We start from the raw sequence: 17,950 nt of genomic DNA, 5'->3' as shown, positions 1-17,950 counted from the left end.
ACGCTGGACAGACCAACACCTCCACCGGATCGAGGCCTCATGGACTGGTCATTTGCCCCCAACCGCCCCCAACTGAGCCACTACCCCTGCCGCGCAGAACACCCCGAAGCCCTGCCGGATCTGGAAACCAGCCTGAAAACCATCGGCGAATACCAGCGCCGCCTCTGGGCGAACCAGGAAAAGGCCCTGCTGCTGGTGGTCCACGGCCCCGACGCCAGCGGCAAGGACAGCCTGATCCGGACGCTGGCCACCTACATGGACCCAGCGGGCTTCCATGCCTGGTCCTTTTCGCGCCCCAAAGGCAGCGAAACAAGGCACGACTTCCTCTGGCGCGTCACACCTTTCCTTCCGGCGTTCGGGGAGGTCTCGGCGTTCAACCGCAGCCACCATGAGGCCGTCATTGCCGAAAGAGCCTGGCCGGTCTGGCACTCCGGGCCCGGGGAGCTGGAGGGGCGCTACACCTCGCTGCGCCAGTTCGAACAGCACCTGGCGCGGGAAGGCACCTGCATACTCAAGTTCTGGCTTCACACTTCTGAGCAGGAGCACGAAAAACGCCTGCGCAAGCGCCTTGATAAACCCCACAAGCGCTGGAAGTTCGACCCCTCGGACATTGACGCCTGGCTGCGCCGGGACGAACTGCTCGGTTATGCGGAAGAAGCCATCGCCGCCACTCACATCCCCGAGGCGCCATGGCACATCATCCCCGCCGACAAAAAACCCGAAGCCCGCGCCATTGTCGCCGGCCTTCTGGCGGACACACTGCAGACCCTGGCACCAGAGTACCCGGCAGGGGATGAGACGGTGCTCAGCCGCTACCGGCAGCTGCTGGACGACACCTGAACCGGTTTTCTCCCAACCCACCGTAGGAGCTTGCTTCGCAAGCGATACCCGACAGTTGTCCAGACGAATAGGCCCACCTCACCTGACCTACCCGGGATCGGTGGGCAGAAGGCGGGTATGCATGACCCGCCGTCAGGCTGGCATCTGACTGCAGTGTCGATTTACTTTACACCCCTCGATGCTTCAGCAGCGCCTTTCAGGCGCAACCATATATTTTCCCGAGATTTTCTATTTATGGCTGGTTATTTGCTTTAACTCAGGGACTCAGTGACCTGTTGCCCAGGAGTTGTGATCATGTATTCCCTGAGAGAAGTCATTTCCATTACCGTAGCGGTACTGTTGCCAATCAACGCCAACGCCGCCTTGATCGAAGCCGATTTCCATACGGAGGCCCATTACCCCGATCTCGATTTCATCGACGCCCCCGTTGTTCACCGGGTGCAGAATCAGACCATTAAGGCCGAAGGGTATGAACTGACCGGGGATCACCGAATTGCCAATGACACTGGCCTGCGTGGTGGTGAGCTCTGGCTGGATTACGATCCGGCATCGCACGTGCTCACTCTGGATTCGCGGGATCGATGGGACTTCCAGACTCTGATCGTCGACATCCAGAATATGCGCTTTTCAGACAACCAACAGCTGCAGTCGTTTGAGCTGCTCGCAAACGACCTGTTTGAAAATGCGCTTGACCCGGCGCTGGCCTTTAGCGCCAACAGCCTTCGCATCGAATTTGACGCCCGCCCTTCATCTTTCAAATTTTCGGGTGGTCAGGCTCAATTCCAGCTCGGCATGAAGACGTTCTCTGTACCTGAACCTAGCACCCTGAGCCTGTTGGTCCTCGGTATTGGCGCAGCCCTTGGGAGCCGACGCCTGCGCCGGCAACGAGTCTAGCCTCAACACCCAGCGGTTGTGAGCGTGATTGTGGGTGACGACCCGGCCGTATTCGGTTCCGTGTACCTCAGCTGGCAATCACTGGGGCTCTCAATTCCGGTGGGCGAAAGGGCAATATCCTCAGTCGTTGAGGATTCGTTCTCCAGCTGATAGTCGTCAGGATCAATCCGAGCGGCCTGCAGAATGCCGCTTGAGGCCGCGCGTGGATAGCCATAGGCCAGCGTTACCGCCTCGCCATCAAGAATGATTTCATTGGCGCTCGGCTGGTTCGTGGGAACCTCAGATGGGTCGCAGTTGCGAGAACTCTGGCAGGCCGAATACGTGACTGATGCCGCTGACTTCATCGCCCCCTCCAGCCCTTCAAGAGCAGCGATTTGAGCATCGCGACCAAGATCAGCAAAGCGTGGCAACGCGAAGGCGGACAGCACCGCCAGGATCACGATCACAATGACCAGCTCAATAAGTGTAAAGCCAGCTGCACGCCTCATAGTTGACTCGCTGGTAACAGAAAAGGTCCTGTGGGGCCCTTTCCGGGGCACCCGGTTTTGAAACCATTCTCTGCGCTTTCGCCATCAATTACCAGTGACTGCTTCTCGCACAATCACACAGCATGTTTGAAAGCACATCCCCTACTCGGTCAGGCTCGCAAACATCGGCATCAGCAGGGCGAACAGTTCAGCCTGGGAGGAGATCCCGCAACGGGCGTAAAGCTGGCGACGAAAGACCTTGATCGTCTCCGGACTGACATCCAGGTTCAACCCGATGGACAGCGACGAGTGGCCGCGCAGTATGTAGAGTGCCACTTCCGCCTGCCTCGGGCTCAGGCTGATGTCATGCTGGCGTTTCAGGGCATCGCGCAGGCGCTCCCCCAGCGGGGCCGGCAGCGTGGCAGGCCCTGTCCCGGGTTGGTAGTCACGCCAGTGGTTCTCCGCCAGCGCGCTCAGAATGAGTTCATTGTTGCGCAGCGCCTGGATGTCCTTGCGGCTGAACGGCTGGCCGCTGGAGCGGTCCCGCCCCAGGCTGGCGGTAATCGTGATGTCATCGGAGATCGATGAGAACACGGCGATCTCATCCAGCAGCGTGGTCTGCTGATAGTAGGTGCAATAGTACTGTGTCCTGCGGAAATGATCCGGCGCCACGTCCTGCAGCCGTATCACGCCCCGGGTATCACCACGTAAATGCTGGTGATAGAGGGGGTCCAGCAGGTAAGCGCCACCCAGGTACTGGTCGTCCATGGGCAGGTAGACCACCGGATCAGTGAACTCCCGGTACAGCACCTCGGGCCGGCGCTCACCGTGGTACGCAATGATGATGAGGTTGTCGAAGCTGGCGTGGGCGCGCAGAAGCTCCGCATAGGCACGCGCGAACCCCCGTTGCCCCAGGGACCGGATGGCCTGCGCCAGGACGCTCGCATTGTCGCTCGGCTTCACTCAAACCACCTTCGGAACCATACCACGCTGGGGTTATAGCCTACCCTTGCGCCATCTCATTACCGTTCAGGAACACTGCGTTTACTACGTATTGCAGTCAAGCAGCATAACACTATCGCCAGCGTGCGGCGGCTTCACAAAGGGGGAACAGACTATGTCTGAAGACGGGGTCACACTGGAGCGAACACTATCGCTGAAGGCCGTGGTGTTGTTCGGTCTCGCGTACATGACACCGCTGATTGTCCTGGGGACGTTCGGAGTGGTTGCCAGCACCACCAACGGCTCGGTGCCGACGGCCTACCTCATTACCACAGTCGCCATGCTGTTCACCGCCTACAGCTACGGCGTGATGGCGCGGAACTTCCCGGTCGCGGGCTCCGCCTACACCTACGTGCGCAAGAGCATCGATTCCCGGGTCGGATTCATGGTCGGCTGGGGCGTGTTGCTGGATTACTTCTTCCTGCCCATGGTGATCTGGCTGATCGGTGCCGCCTACCTGGGCGCACGGTTCCCCGACATCCCGAACTGGGTTTTCCTTCTGGGCTTTATCGGCATTACCACGGCCCTGAATGTTTACGGCATCAAGCTGGCCGCGAAGGTGAACTCGCTGCTGATGATGTTCCAGGTGCTGGTGATCGTTTTCTTCGTGCTCCTCTCACTGGGGCACGTGTTCGGCGAAGGTGGCACGGCAGCCCTGTTCAGCATGGAGCCATTCTTCAACGCGGACTCCAGCATGTCTGCCATTGTCGCGGGCGCGGCCGTAGCGGCATACTCATTCCTCGGGTTTGACGCGGTTACCACGCTCACCGAGGAAACGGTCAACCCACGCCGCAACATCCCGCGCGCGATCATGCTCACTGCGCTGATCGGCGGCGGCATCTACGTGTTGGTCGGCTACACCACGCAACTCGTCCACCCCGGCGGCACGTTCGAGAACCCGGACTCTGCCGCCTTTGAGATCGCCACGGCCATTGGCGCGGACCTCTTCGGTGCCTTCTTCCTTGCCGGCATGGTACTGGCGCAGTTCACCTCCGGCATCGCCGCCCAGGCCAGCGCCTCCCGGCTGCTGTTCGCGATGGGGCGTGACTCGGTACTGCCCCGCAAGCTGTTCGGTGCCCTGCATTCACGCTTCCACACGCCGGCCTTCAACATCATCCTGACCGGCGCCATCGGCATCACCGCACTGTTCCTGGACGTGCTCTCGGCAGCCTCGTTCATCAACTTCGGCGCCTTCATTGCCTTCACCATGGTCAACGTATCGGTGATCGCCCTGTACTATCAGGATGCCCGCATGCGTGATGAATACGGCTTCCTGAAGGCCGTTGTCGTGCCGTTGGTCGGCGCCATCGTTAACCTCTCGCTGATGGCCAACCTGGATATCCAGGCCATTACACTGGGGTTGATCTGGCTCAGTCTGGGCCTCGCGCACCTGGCCTACCTGACGCGACTCTTCACCCGTCAGCCGCCGGAAGTGAGCTTCGACGAAGACGCCGTCGACGACAGCAACACGGCGAACGAACCGGTCTAACAGGAGGAACACCATGGCGCGATTCCTGCCCCTGCTGCTGGTCCAGGCACCGGCGCAAAAGCCGGGCACAGACGTTGAGCTGACCGGCTTCGAACGCGAAATCGCCACCCTGCTGAGCGATTTCCCGCCGGATCCGGACCATGACCGCATGGTCGTCTACCCCGAGCTGCACCTGTGTGCGGCCGAGGGGACGCCGGATGAACGCACGACCCAGCTGGCGCACGCAGCGGAGCCCATAGACGGCCCCCGCAGCCAGCGCCTCAGCCGGATTGCCCGCAACCTGGGCATCTGGCTGCTGCCGGGCACCGTCTGTGAGCGGGGTGAGGATGGCCACCTGTACAACACCGCACCGGTGTTCTCTCCAAGCGGGGAACGGGTGGCCGCATACCGCAAGTGCTTCCCCTGGCGCCCGTTCGAGCCCTACCAGCCCGGCAACGAGTTCGTGGTGTTCGATGTTCCCGGGGTCGGCCGTATAGGGCTCGCCATCTGTTATGACATTTGGTTTCCCGAGGTCGTCCGGCAGCTGACCTGGATGGGAGCGGACATCATCATCAACCAGGCCGCGACCATCACCTGCGACCGGGCGCAGGAACAGATCCTCGTCCAGGCCAACGCCATCTTCAACCAGGTCTACATGGTCAGCGCCAACAGGGCCGAACCGGACGGCATGGGGCAGAGCCTGATCGTCGATCCGGAAGGCCATGTGCGTGCCCACATGCCAGGCGCCACCGCCGGCACCCTCACGGACGTGCTGAACACGGAGGAAGTCCAGCGCGTGCGCACCTTCGGCACCGCCGGCGTAAACCGAATGTGGTCCCAGTTCCGCAAGGACGATCCCGTGCTCGAACTGCCGATGTACCAAGGGCGACTGGATCCGAAGTGGTTCGATACCCTAGAGCAGTAACCCATAATCATTCAGGCCGGAACAGTTCAATCTCCAGGTCCGGGATATGACGGTAATGCCGATCATTGGCGGTAACCAGAGGCTCACCATGGTCAATGGCTGTCGCTGCAATCAGGGCATCCGCCAGCTGCATGCTGTGGCTCAGCGCAAACTCCTCAACAAGAAACACCGCTCGCGCACTGATCCCTTCCGTTACCGGTAGAACCCGCGCATGCCAATAATGCAGCGCCTGACGCAGCCGCTGAAGCTCACGCTTGTTGCGCATTCCCTGCACCAGCTCCATGTAAGTCACCGAGGAAAGGCCAACGCCGGGCGCGGCATCCAGAAGTTGCGCAGCGAGATGGTCACCCCGGAAATTGCAGATCAAAACATCCGTGTCGACCAACTTCATTCAAAGGTCCTTGGCTGGCGCAGTCGGCGCACCTGTTGATCCACATCCTCCACAGAATCCGACCACATCCCAAAGGCCGGGTTTGGCGCCGAGGCCGGCTCCGGGCTCGGATCATACCCCGTCAGTCGGGCCCGGCGCTGGCCACGCCAGGTGATGATGACCTCCTCGCCCCGTTCTACGGCGGCCATCAATTCCCGGGTATGAAGGCGCAGGTATTTGGTGGTTGCTTCCATGATTCGCCCTCGCTAGTTACACCTGTAAGTGTAACTTTCCTCCCGTTACCAATACAATCCATCCCGGGAGCTTGCTTCGCAAGCGATACCCAAGACCATCGCGAGCAGGCTCGCTCCTACATGGGCGATAGCAGATTCAATCCTGCCTCAAAACCAATCCTCCAAACGCAATTGGTCGATCCGTTCAAATTCACGGATATTGCGGCTGACCAGAATGGAGCCATGAGCCAGCGCCGTACCGGCTATCAGGGTGTCACAGGGGCCGATAGGCTGGCCTTCACTCTCCAGGGTGGCGCGAATCTGCGCGGCTGCCTTTGCCTCGCGTTGGTGAAAAGGCAGGACCTGCACCGCTGAGGTCAGTTCTGCGAGCTGCTTCGAACGCTTTTCCGGCGATGCCGATTTGGCGATACCAACCTGCAGTTCATAGAGAACAATAGCGGGAATACCAATATCCTGGGGCGCCCGCGCCAGCATCCGCTCCGCAACCCGGCCCTCACCCTTAAAAAAGTAGATCAGCGTATTGGTATCGAGCACCCACATTTAAAGCGCTTCCCGCTCTGAATCGGTACTCTCTCCAGCACGCAGCTCTTCCAGTGAGGGGAAGTCACCCCAGCTTCCAGGAAGCTCCCGCACCGTATCGGGCCATTGATCCACCAACTTCTCCTGGATCACACCGGCAATCCATTTGCTTTTTGAAAGCTTCATGACCCTGGCATTTTCAATCATCTTTTGTTCAGTCTCGTCATCCAGATAGATCGTCACCTGGCCCATAACCAACCCCCTTTACATATATGTGGAATTATATGTCCTGATTTTGGTAGAAGCAACGCCATCCCCACTCTCTGTAGGAGCTTGCCTTGCAAGCGATACCCAAAAATCGCGAGCAGGGCTCGCTCCTACAGTGCTCCCCATGGAGTGCTGAATTGCGCTAGAATCCCGCCCCCAATCCACGGCTCGAGGCTGACAACTTGGACTACTGGAAGTACGCGGTGTTCCCTCTCGCCGCCGGCAGCCTGCTCCTTTACGCCCTGCTCTGGTTGCCCCTGCATGAAGGCTACCGCGCCGCGGAATCCGTCATGGCGGTGCTTCTCCTCGCCATCATGATCCGTTTCTGGCGCCCCTGGTTCCGCGACGACCTCTTTGTGCGCCTCTGGCTTGTCTTCACCGGCTTCCTCATTCTCGTGCAGTTCTGGTACGCCTTCAGCCTGCCGGACACAGAAGCGTTCGAACCCAGCAACAAGGTCACGCGCCACTACATCAAGCCCATACTCATCCTGCTCGCGGGCGTCATGGTGCTGCAGTACGGCAAACGCTTCCTGTTCTGGCTGGGCGCCGCCGCCGTTGCCGGGCTACTCATCTACCTCGCCATGCAGGTGGGAACCGGCCAGTGGGAACGGGCCCTAGCCGGCAAGCGGGTGGATTTCCACATTCGCAATGCGCAACACATGGCCCTGGCGTTTGGCACCCTGCTGCTGGCCATGGCCTGCTACCTGCCCCGGGTGATCACCTCAGACAGATCCATCGCTGTCAGGGCATTGGTCGGCCTTGTTTTTACCTTACTGGTGGCCCTTGGCCTGTTCGGCGTTATCGTCACGAAGACACGCGGCGTCTGGCTCGGGCTTGCGGGCGCAACAGTTGTCTGCCTCGGCGCGATGCTCCTGCACACGTTCAGGGTTTCGCAACACGCCTCCCATACAAACGCTAGACGTTCGAAGGCCTCAATGATGGCGGGAGTCGCCGTGTTGGCGCTTGCCGTCACCGCCCTGTTCGCCCTGAACACGGATGAACGGATCAGTGACCGGCTGGCTCAAGCCGAGATACCCCGCCACTGGGAAAACCTCACCGGCGATACCCGGATTGAACAGATTGAAATGGACAACTCTGGCGTACGGGTCGCCACCTGGCTTGCCGCAACGGAATGGATCCAGAAGCGCCCCCTGCTGGGCTGGAGCACCGACAATGCCCAGGACCTGATCGACCAGGCCCCCTGGTTTGATGATCGCTTTAAGGAACGCTTCGGCCACCTCCACAACATGCACCTGGAAGTATTCCTGGCCCACGGCCTGATCGGCGGCCTCCTGTTCTACGGCCTGTTCGCCTGGATCATCATCGCAGTCGGGCTCGCGTACAGGCGCGGTACCATGCCCGGAGATGCTGCCCTTTTCGGCCTCGGCTTCGCGGTCTACTGGGCCATCGCCAACCTGTTTGAGAGCTACTATCTGTACTCATCAGGCCAATACATCGTCACCATCGTGTTCGGCTTTCTGTACTCCTTCCATTTTGCATCGGGCAAGACCAGCTACCATCCCAATGGCCGCCCGCCCCAGGCCACGTGATACCCTTAGGCGCAAAATGACCGCCAGCCACACCCGAGGCCCGCAGACTTGGACGACACCCTCCACATAGCCGCCTGCTGCGATGACAACTATGCCCCCTATGCCGGGGTCATGATGCTGTCTGCATTGAAGGCAACGCCGGATACTGCCATCCACTTCCACCTTGTAGACTGCGGTATCACCCGCGACAATCTGCAAGCCTTGAAGAACACGGTCGAGGGCGCCGGCGGCACCCTGAACGTTATTGAACCGGATGACAGCCTCTATCGGGACCTGCCCACCCACCGCTACGGGCCTGCCGTTTACCAGCGAATCAGCCTCCCCGCCTATCTACCGGAGACCGTTACGCGAGTCCTGTACCTGGATTGCGACACGCTGGTATTGGGTAACCTGAACCACCTCTGGGAAACCAACCTTGAGGGCTACCCCGTGGCAGCGGTGGAAAACTATTCCCCCACAGCCTGCCGCGACATCGGCCTGCCCCGCCCGGAATACTTCAACTCCGGTGTTCTTCTGATGGATCTTGCGGTCTGGAGGGATGAAGCCCTGCATCGCGCCGTCGACGACTACGCCCGGGAACACGCCGCAGGGCTGACGTTCGTGGATCAATGCAGCCTCAACGCCGTGCTGCGTCAAAGATGGAGGCGACTGCCTGCCCGGTGGAACCAGCAGTCCGATATCTATAAAGTCATGACCCGGGATAACGACGGCTGCGGCTACGCCCCGCAAGAGCTTCATGAAGCGTTCGTTAACCCTGGAATCGTGCACTTCATCGGCGCCAAGAAACCCTGGAAGCGCTACTCCTTCCACCCCCTCAAAGACACTTACCGGGCGGTATTAGCCCAGACCCCATGGGCTGGAATGACGCCCCCCGATGACTCACCAGGCACCCGATTCCGCTACGTCACGGCCCTGGGGCGACACTGGAACACGTATCGGCGTAAAGCACAGATCAAAAAGGCAGCCCGCCATGGCCCATGACGCTCTCCGAACCCTACCTGACGACTGCATTGGCGTGGTGGCAAGCTCGGACGAGCGCTATGCCGCCCCGCTGGCCGTGATGTTCTTTTCCCTTCTGAGCAACTGCCCGGAACCGGAGCGGGTACGCCTGTTCTGCATTGATGGGGGAATTGAACCGACCACGAAGCAGGCCATGCAGGACGACATTGCCAGCGCCGGCGGCGGCCCTATCGATTTCATCGAGTTTGATACGGACAAATACGCCCAGCTTCCAACCATCAAGCACGTCACCGCCCCGGCCTATTACCGCATCTCCATTCCAGAGCTGTTCGATGAGACCGTGAGCAAGGTGCTCTATCTCGACTGCGACATGGTGGTCAAAGGCAACGTGCTGGATCTGTTGTCACTGGACATAGACGGTTACCACCTGGGTGCCGTCGAGAACCTCTCCGGCCACACCCACCGCAAACTGGGGATTCCCCAGAACGAGTACTTCAACTCCGGGATGCTGCTGATCAATCTGGATCTGTGGCGCCGCGACAACATCCCGGACGCGATTTTCCGCTTCAAGGTGGAGAACCCGGAGCGCATGAGCTCCAACGACCAGTGCGCGCTCAATGGTGTGCTGCACCAATCCTGGAAGCCCCTACCACTGAAATGGAACCACCAGAAAGGCCTCTACCACGCCAGACGTAAGCTCAGCCACTTTGACCCGGCCGAGGTGCAGGAGGCGATTCTCAACCCCGGCATCATCCATTACGTGACCGACGATAAACCCTGGAACCGCCTGCGATTCCATCCGCTGGCCGGCGAGTATGACCGCTACGCGGACCAGATGGCCCTGCCTGGCCGCCACCCCGCCTCCATCGCCGATTACCTGAAGGCCGGCCGCTCCGTGTCTGGTCTCAAGAAGCTGCTTCGCCGTTTTCGCTGGCGGCGCTGGTACGCCCACCAGGGCTACCCCCTCTACCCCACGGACTGAGCAGCCTGTAGGAAATGAGAAGGACAGTAACCAGGTAAGTGGGTTGGACGCCAGCGGTAAGGACAGCCTGATCCGCACCCTCGCAACCTATATGAACCCGGCCGGTTGTTACGGGGTCGCCGATATTGCGTTATCGGCGTTTGGCATGTCGGATCAAAAGGTCTTATATTAAATCAGTATAGGGTGCGCTTTTATACGATAAACACTAATAAAATGGAAAGAGCAAAAGAAGGGATATCATGAAAACATCTTCATTGCGATACATGTTGCTGGGTGGCCCGTTGATGAGCGTTGCGCTGTTGGCGGTGCCTTATGCACAGGCCAGTTGCTCGCCTGACAGTTATTTGGGCTCGGTATGTAGCACGGCCGCTCCTTATTGCCCCGTTGACACCATGGAGGCAGCGGGTCAGCAACTGGCTATCTCGGAATATAGCGCACTGTATTCATTACTCGGCACACAGTACGGTGGTAATGGTACCACTGTATTCAGTTTGCCTGACATGCGTGGCCGCTCGCCCGTAGGGGCAGGGCAAGGGCCGGGCTTGACCAATGTGCCCCGGGGCTCAAAACGTGGTTCAGAAAGCGTCACCCTTACCACGCCCCAGTTACCTTCTCACTCGCATGCCTTGAGGGCTGTCGATGGAGACGGCTCGATAAAGGCGCGCTCGGGTGCCTTGCTGGCGAATCCGATAGGGGAACTACGCGGCCAGGAGATCAAGGCCACCGGCTATGTGCCCGGTTCGTCTTCATCCAGCCGGGTGACATTGAGTATCGAATCTGTCGGCGAGACAGGCAATCATCAGCCGGTGTCGACACTGCCGCCACAAACCTCGTTGCGCTACTGCATTACCGTCAACGGTGTCTATCCACCCAAGCCTTGAGGGCAACCGTGTTAACGGGCTATTAATCACTTAGCGACCTATTCTACCAAGTCTTTTCGTGGTTTTTAACTTAAGTCCATCTACAGCAACGCCAAGCAATGGTTTAAACCATCTTTTCTGAGGGTAATCTTATGGCCGCCTGTACATCCTTCACTCGGCAGATACTATTTCTCGACCTGGGCGTACCTGATTGGCAGCAACTGATGGCTTGGGCGGCACCCAGTGTCGACGTAGTGCTACTCGATCCTCAGCGCGATGGCCTGGAACAAATCGCCCGGACGCTTGAAGGCCGCCAAACGCTGGATGCCATCCATATTGTGGCTCACGGGCATCCGGGACAGCTTTACCTGGGCAATGCCGTGGTCGATGCTCAGGCGCTTGCAGATCAAAGCGCTCAATTGAGCCGCATGGGGGCTGCCCTTGGTGAAGAAGGGAGTTGCCTGCTGTACGCCTGTAATGTGGCCGAGGGGAATGAGGGCAAGGCGTATCTGGCGGCCTGGGCCGCTGCCACGGGCGCCAGCGTGGCGGCTTCCAGCACCCCGGTGGGGGCGAGTGCTCTGGGGGGCAACTGGCAGTTGGATCATCAGATCGGCACAGTCGATGGCCCCGCATGCTGGGAGAGTGAGCCGCGCGACTATGCCCACCTGCTCGTCATGGGTGAAGACTTTGACGACGAGCCGGTGGGGCCATCGGGCAGCGTTTCGGTCAGTTACGGCGATTTCACGTTCTACAATAACCCTAACACCAACATTGGCATTATTGGTGATAATGATGATGCCAAGATTACCTCTGCTGGGGACAACGCGGTTTATTTCGATTATGACCTGGCGGGGGGAATCACATCGCTGGGCTTCCGTGCGACGGACGGCAGTGAGTTTGCGCTCAACGGCTTTGAAATCGATGGTGGCCTTGGCGATACCGCTGTCATTATCGAGGGTAAGCGCAATGGCACGACCCATTACACCGCCAATATTGACCTGGAATCTTCAGTGTCGGACGGGGGCGCCAGCTATAGCTATACCGGTGATTATTACGGCGATATTGCCTTCGATGGCTGGGACTACCTCGATGAAGTGACATTCTCGATTGATGGCCCGATGGAGTTTGGCGGGCTTGATATAGGTCTCGATGATATCAACGTGGGCGCGCCGGTACCGCCCAATTCGGCACCCACTCTGGCTTCGCCGGGTGATGATGCCGCTTATACCGAAGAGGCTGGCGCGGTGCTGGTTGACGACGCCTTCACGGTCACCGATGACGATGGGGATACGATCACCGGCGGCACGGTGGAGATCACCGGCAATCGCGTGGACGGTGACGTGCTGGCGGTGCAGGATCAGTCGGGGATCACCTCCTCCTACGCGAACGGGGTGCTGACGCTTTCGGGCACGGCGACGACAGCCGAATATGAAGCCGTGCTGCGCACTTTGACCTTCGATTCGACCAGCGACGTGCCGACCGGGGACACGCGTACCCTGACCTACAGCCTCACGGACTCGGGCAGCGGTTCGGCCGGTACGGCAACGCAGGACGTCACGGTCACGCCAGTGAACGATGCGCCCACCCTTTCCCCGGATACGCGCCATCTGGACACCATTGACGAGGACGCCACCGGGAATGGCGGCACGACCGTTGCAACCATTCTCGGTTCGGCCGGGACCACCGGCGATGCGGAGGGCAACACCCTGGGCGTGGCCGTGACGGGAGTGACCGATACAGACGGTACGTGGGAATACTCGACCGACGGTGGCGGAACCTGGAACTCAGTCGCGAGTGCGTCGCCGGCGGACAACAGTGCCTTACTGCTGGCGGAGACCGACCACCTGCGTTTTGTGCCAGACAGCGATTTCAACGGCACCCCGGGCGGCGGCATGACCTTGCGCGCCTGGGACCAGACCGCCGGATCGGCTGGGGACACCGGCGTGGACACCACAACGAACGGCGGTACGAGCGCCTTTTCCACCGATGCGGCGGATGTCACCGTTACCGTTGATGCCGTCAACGACGCGCCGGGCCTGACCCTGGACGGCAGCCAGACCGTGGGCTCGGCGGCCGGTGCGCAAACCGTGGCGGATTTCGTCTCGGCGCGCGATCCGGGCGCGGCCAACGAAAGCGACCAGACCGTCACTATCGACAGCGTGAACAATGACGACACCGGCCTCTTCGATGTGCAGCCCGTCATCGACGATGCCAGCGGGGACCTGACCTTCACCCCGGCCGCGAATGCCAATGGCACGGCGACCGTCACCGTGAGTTTTTCGGACGACGGCGGTACGGCGAACGGCGGCAGCGACAGCAATAGCCAGACCTTCGACATCACCGTCAACGACACCGATGCTCCCACGGTCGATGTGGATGCGTCGAACCCGACCAACGGCGATACGAACGTGCCTGCGGCCAACGACCTCACCGTCGAATTTTCCGAGAATATCGCGTTTGGAACTTCGGGCACGATTACGCTGTTCAGTGAGACAGACGGCAGTGCCAGGGAAATATTCGACGTCGGCACCGACGTAGGGACCGGCGACGGCCAGGTCTCGATCACCGGCTCGACCCTGACGATCAATCCGTCGAGCGACCTGCCCGGTCCCGAGGACTTCTCCATCGACATCGACGCGGGTGCTATCGAGGACACCTCGGGCAACAGCCTTGCTGCGTTCGACGGGACGGGGACGTTGCAGTTCACGTCCATCGACCCGAATGCACTCATTACGCTGAATAGCGGGTTCGACACCACGGATGGCACCGGCATTCAGGGCGGCAATACGACCGATGGCGGCGATCAGACCTTGATCATCGACGACAGTAGCCACCTCGATAGCACCGCCGTTATTAGCGGCGGCGGCGGTAGCGACACGATCATCGTCAACGGCGGCGGGACCTTCGATTTCGCCGCCCTCACGAGCGACGTCCAGGGTGGTTTCGACTCCCTAGAAACCGCCGGTTCGGGGCCGTTCACCGTGATCGTGGATGCGACCAGCGGGCTGGACGATTTCATCACCTACACCGGTCAGAGCGGCAAAACAGAGACACTTGAGGTCAGCGGCGGATCGGTGGACCTGACCCAGGAGAGTTTCAGCGACTGGGACATGATCACGGCGACAGACCTGAATGCCACACTCACGATTAACGCTGGTGTTCTGAACAACGCCACCGACTTCACCGCCTCGGGCGGTGGGACAGAAACCCTGACCGGCAATCTGGGCGCAACCGCCGACCTGACGGGCCGCGACCTGAGCGGCTTCGAGGTCATTGAGAACACCGCGACCGGCGACACCACGTTCAAGTTGGACGGCAGCACCTCCTTCGGCGACGTCACTGAGTTCAGGACCGCCGATTTGGCCGGGACCGATACGCTCACAACCGCCGATACGACGCTCGACATCTCAGGCATCACGCTGACGAATATTGACACGCTGGCGACCAGCAACGGCGCGGGCACGACCTTCACCCTCAGCGGCGGTCAATTAACCGGGCTGAGTGCCATCAGTGGTGGCGCCGGCGACGACACGCTTGCCAGTGCCGCCGGTACGGCTGATCTGACCGGCCTGAGCCTGAGCGACATCGAGACATACCAGTCCACGTCCGGCGGCGACAACACGATCAAGGTCGACCCCGCTGTTCTGACCACTGTCTCCGATTTCGACGTTACCGGCGGCACGGGCGACGTGCTGCAAATCACCGGCGGGGCCGTGAGCCTGGACACCGGGACGCGCACGGTCGCGGGTATCGACGAGATCGAGCTGGCCTCGGATGCGGCGCACGACATCACCCTGGATGACAATATGGCCGCTGCTTCGGGCAACGATCTTGCGGTCACGGCCTCGACGGCGCTCGACAACGGCGTGACCGTCGACGCCTCGGGGTTGACCGGCTCGAACCGTGTCACGATTGACGACGACAACCTTCAGGGCGCGGACATTCTCCAGGGCGGTGCCGGGGGCGATACCCTCGACGGTGCGGCCGGGGACGACACCCTCGATGGCGGCGGCGGTGCCGATACCCTGAGTGGTGGAAACGGCACGGACCGCTTCATTATCGAGAATGGTGACTTCCAGCCGGGCGAAACCATTGACGGTGGCGCGGGGAACGGCGACCGCATCGCGATCGGCGGAAGCAGCGCCGTGACCGCCGATTTCTCGGCCGGTACGGTGTCCGATGTCGAGGCATTACGGTTCACCAGCGATCAGGCCCACGACATTAGGCTGGCCGAAATCAGCGACTCGGATGGCAACGCTGTTAACGCTCTGGCCGTGAACGCCGATACGGCGCTGTCCAATGGCATCATGCTTGATGCCAGCGCGCTGACCAACGACGACGGTAATGCCGACGCCATCGACGTCGATGCCACGAACCTGAACGGCGACGATAGCATCACCGGCGGAAACGGGGGCGACACCATCAACGGCGGTGTGGGCAACGATACCCTGACCGGCGGCGGTGGCGAGGACACGCTCAGCGGCGGTGAGGGCGACGACACCTTCCTGGACAGTGCCGCCGGCCTGGACGGCGACACGATCCTGGACTTCACCAGCGCCGACGAGATCGTCATCACGGGCGAGGGCGGCGCCGTCGACGGGGCCTTTACACAGTTCGATAACGCTACCAACACGCTGACGCTGGATACGAACGACGACGGTACCTTCGACAGCAACGATACCGTGATCAACCTGAGTGGAGTGAGCGATAGCGGATTCCGCGTAAGCAGTACCGGTGGCAACGCCGTGGTCACGCTGAATGCAGTGCCGACGCTCTCGAATCTCGACGGGGACAGCGCGAGCGTTGAAGCAGGGGAAGCCGCAACCCTGGACGCGGGCACAGACGCCAGCGTCACAGACGTCGACAATAGCCATTTCGACGGCGGGCGTCTGACCCTGGCGCGGGTGGGCAGTACCCCGGAAGGCAGTCTGCAGCTGGACGGCGTGGCGTTGGCCGCGAGCGACACCGTGACCGTCAACGGTACCGATATCGGCACGGTCGCCACCGGCAACGACGGACAAGGCAGTAACGATCTCGCCATTGACCTCAACAGCAATGCCACCGCCGCCTTGGTCGGCGATCTCCTCCAGAACTTGCGCTATACCTCACAAAATGCGGACACGCACACCTTTGACATCACCCTCGCTGACGGCGAAGGCGGCACGAGTGCGGCGAGCCAGGTGACAATCAATGTCGATGCTATTGTGGATCCCCCTCCCACACCGACACCCGAGCCCGAGCCCGAGCCCGAGGGTGAACAGATAGACGGTGTCACCGTCACTCCGGGGCAGGAACAGACCGAGGATGGTGATACGATCGACACCATTACCATCCAGCCGGTACCCGAAAACCGTGACGATACGAACCCCACCTCGGACGAAGCCGACATCCCCCTGCACTTCCAGGATGACACCGGCAACCAGCCGGTCACCATCTTGAGTCTGCCCACCGGCGTCGGCGCCAGTGCCCGGACCAACGATACCGCCCGCAGCCGAACCACTGAACCAGAGCTGCTGTCACTGATTCGCAGCACTGCCGAAACGGAATCGGACGATCTGGAGGATCAGCTCGACGGCGGTGGCCGCTTCCTCGAACAACCCGGCAACAGCAACCTCTGGGTCAACCGGATCACCCTGCAGCAGGAATCCGGCAGTAGTCCGGACACACCTATTCGCATCACGGGTCAGCCCACGGCTGAGAACAGTGACTACCGCGAAGCCATGGTTATCGACGGTCGTAGTCTCGACGATGGGCAGCTGGAACTCAACAACATCGAATTTGCCGTGGTGGTTGGTAACGGGCTTAACGTGTCCGGGGGCGCCGGTAACAACACGGTGTTTGCCGGTGCCGGCAGCCAGACCCTGGTCCTCGGGGAGGGCGACGATGAGCTGCACGGGGGCGCGGGTGACGATGTGGTGGGGTCAAAGGGCGGTGATGACCGTCTGTTTGGCAACAACGGCAACGACACCCTTTTCGGCGGTGCCGGCAACGACCTACTCCATGGCGGCCGTGACCAGGATGTGATTACGGTTGAGGGCAACCGGGACGACTATATCGTCACCCAGGATCACAGCGTGATTACCCTGCAACGGAAAGATGGCGACGATGTTGAAACCATCATCAATGCCGAGACCCTGGCTTTTGAGGATGAGACGGTAGAGCTGACCTACAGCGAAGGGCTCGACTGGATCACCACTCTCTACGACCGCCTGCTGGACCGTCAGGGCGACCTGGACGGCGTCCAGTACTGGGCCGACCAGCTGGAACGCACTGACAACTTCGTGGATATCGTTGATGGCTTCCTGAACTCAGACGAGTTCAGCCGCGATATGGAGCAGCCCATTCATCAACTGGACAGTGGCGCCCAGGTAGACCTTCTCTACCAGACTCTGCTCCAGCGTGAGGCGGAGACCGAGGGCCGTAACTACTGGATCAATGATCTTGAGAACGGCATGTCACTGGAAGGTGTGGCGGCCTCTATCGCGCTTTCAGCCGAAGCCAGTGTCAATCATCTCAGTGAAGGCGACTGGGCGTTTTTGATCTAATCCTTTGATCTGGCATCAGGGAGCCGACAGACATATGGGTCTCAAAA

At 60.5% G+C, this 17,950-nt stretch carries 15 protein-coding genes; 9 read left to right on the top strand and 6 right to left on the bottom strand.

The window, feature by feature from the left end; all coding sequences use genetic code 11:
• The first annotated feature begins 39 nt into the window (after positions 1-39).
• Positions 40-840: a polyphosphate kinase 2 family protein gene (locus H4I92_RS09720; RefSeq protein WP_077530398.1), complete on the top strand. Its 801-nt coding sequence runs from the start codon at positions 40-42 to the stop codon at positions 838-840.
• Positions 841-1,134: 294 nt separating this feature from the next.
• Entirely contained in the window at positions 1,135-1,734 is a 600-nt protein-coding gene (locus H4I92_RS09715; protein WP_077530397.1) for a PEP-CTERM sorting domain-containing protein, read from the top strand.
• 2 nt (positions 1,735-1,736) lie between these two features.
• Here H4I92_RS09715 and H4I92_RS17015 read toward each other — a convergent pair whose 3' ends face one another.
• Both H4I92_RS17015 and H4I92_RS09705 read right to left on the bottom strand, forming a co-directional pair.
• Positions 1,737-2,222 carry a pilus assembly FimT family protein gene (locus tag H4I92_RS17015; RefSeq protein ID WP_077530396.1) on the bottom strand — a complete coding sequence of 162 codons (486 nt, stop codon included), beginning with the start codon at positions 2,220-2,222 and terminating at the stop codon, positions 1,737-1,739.
• 141 nt (positions 2,223-2,363) lie between these two features.
• Complete coding sequence (locus H4I92_RS09705) at positions 2,364-3,164, bottom strand: helix-turn-helix transcriptional regulator (RefSeq protein WP_077530395.1); 801 nt, start codon at positions 3,162-3,164, stop codon at positions 2,364-2,366.
• Positions 3,165-3,318: 154 nt separating this feature from the next.
• Here H4I92_RS09705 and H4I92_RS09700 point away from each other — a divergent pair, with 154 nt between their 5' ends.
• Together H4I92_RS09700 and H4I92_RS09695 are read left to right on the top strand one after the other, a co-directional pair.
• Positions 3,319-4,692: an APC family permease gene (locus H4I92_RS09700; protein ID WP_077530394.1), complete on the top strand. Its 1,374-nt coding sequence runs from the start codon at positions 3,319-3,321 to the stop codon at positions 4,690-4,692.
• A 13-nt stretch (positions 4,693-4,705) separates the two neighbouring features.
• Complete coding sequence (locus tag H4I92_RS09695; RefSeq protein WP_077530393.1) at positions 4,706-5,596, top strand: carbon-nitrogen hydrolase family protein; 891 nt, start codon at positions 4,706-4,708, stop codon at positions 5,594-5,596.
• Between the two features lie 7 nt (positions 5,597-5,603).
• On the opposite strand, the gene H4I92_RS09690 is transcribed toward H4I92_RS09695, so the two are convergent.
• The 4 genes from H4I92_RS09690 to H4I92_RS09675 all read right to left on the bottom strand — a co-directional run bounded on the left by H4I92_RS09690 (position 5,604) and on the right by H4I92_RS09675 (position 6,991).
• Complete coding sequence (locus H4I92_RS09690; protein WP_077530392.1) at positions 5,604-5,987, bottom strand: type II toxin-antitoxin system VapC family toxin; 384 nt, start codon at positions 5,985-5,987, stop codon at positions 5,604-5,606.
• On the bottom strand, positions 5,984-6,220 hold the full coding sequence (locus H4I92_RS09685; RefSeq protein ID WP_077530391.1) for a type II toxin-antitoxin system Phd/YefM family antitoxin: 237 nt from the start codon (positions 6,218-6,220) through the stop codon (positions 5,984-5,986). The genes H4I92_RS09690 and H4I92_RS09685 overlap by 4 nt, the downstream gene beginning before the upstream one ends.
• Positions 6,221-6,367: 147 nt before the next feature.
• Positions 6,368-6,760: a type II toxin-antitoxin system VapC family toxin gene (locus H4I92_RS09680; RefSeq protein ID WP_077530390.1), complete on the bottom strand. Its 393-nt coding sequence runs from the start codon at positions 6,758-6,760 to the stop codon at positions 6,368-6,370.
• The gene (locus tag H4I92_RS09675) at positions 6,761-6,991 is read right to left on the bottom strand and encodes a CopG family transcriptional regulator (protein ID WP_077530389.1); all 231 of its coding nucleotides are present in this window, start codon (positions 6,989-6,991) and stop codon (positions 6,761-6,763) included.
• 197 nt (positions 6,992-7,188) lie between these two features.
• On the opposite strand from H4I92_RS09675, the gene H4I92_RS09670 reads away from it, so the two are divergent.
• The 5 genes from H4I92_RS09670 to H4I92_RS09650 all read left to right on the top strand — a co-directional run bounded on the left by H4I92_RS09670 (position 7,189) and on the right by H4I92_RS09650 (position 17,903).
• Positions 7,189-8,556, top strand: a complete 1,368-nt coding sequence (locus tag H4I92_RS09670; RefSeq protein ID WP_143512652.1) for an O-antigen ligase family protein — start codon at positions 7,189-7,191, stop codon at positions 8,554-8,556.
• 48 nt (positions 8,557-8,604) lie between these two features.
• Positions 8,605-9,537 (top strand): glycosyltransferase family 8 protein, encoded by a 933-nt coding sequence (locus tag H4I92_RS09665; protein ID WP_077530387.1) that lies wholly within the window; start codon positions 8,605-8,607, stop codon positions 9,535-9,537.
• Positions 9,527-10,498 carry a glycosyltransferase family 8 protein gene (locus tag H4I92_RS09660; RefSeq protein ID WP_179105679.1) on the top strand — a complete coding sequence of 324 codons (972 nt, stop codon included), beginning with the start codon at positions 9,527-9,529 and terminating at the stop codon, positions 10,496-10,498. Before H4I92_RS09665 ends, H4I92_RS09660 begins: the two co-directional genes overlap by 11 nt.
• Before the next feature lie 239 nt (positions 10,499-10,737).
• Positions 10,738-11,379 (top strand): phage tail protein, encoded by a 642-nt coding sequence (locus H4I92_RS09655; protein WP_077530385.1) that lies wholly within the window; start codon positions 10,738-10,740, stop codon positions 11,377-11,379.
• A 131-nt stretch (positions 11,380-11,510) separates the two neighbouring features.
• A complete protein-coding gene (locus H4I92_RS09650; RefSeq protein ID WP_077530384.1) occupies positions 11,511-17,903 on the top strand; it encodes a DUF4347 domain-containing protein in 6,393 nt (2,130 codons plus the stop codon).
• Positions 17,904-17,950 lie beyond the last annotated feature (47 nt).

It is taken from the genome of Vreelandella halophila, from assembly GCF_019903425.1.
GTDB lineage: Bacteria > Pseudomonadota > Gammaproteobacteria > Pseudomonadales > Oleiphilaceae > Halospina > Halospina halophila.
This window is presented reverse-complemented; position numbering and strand designations above follow the sequence as displayed.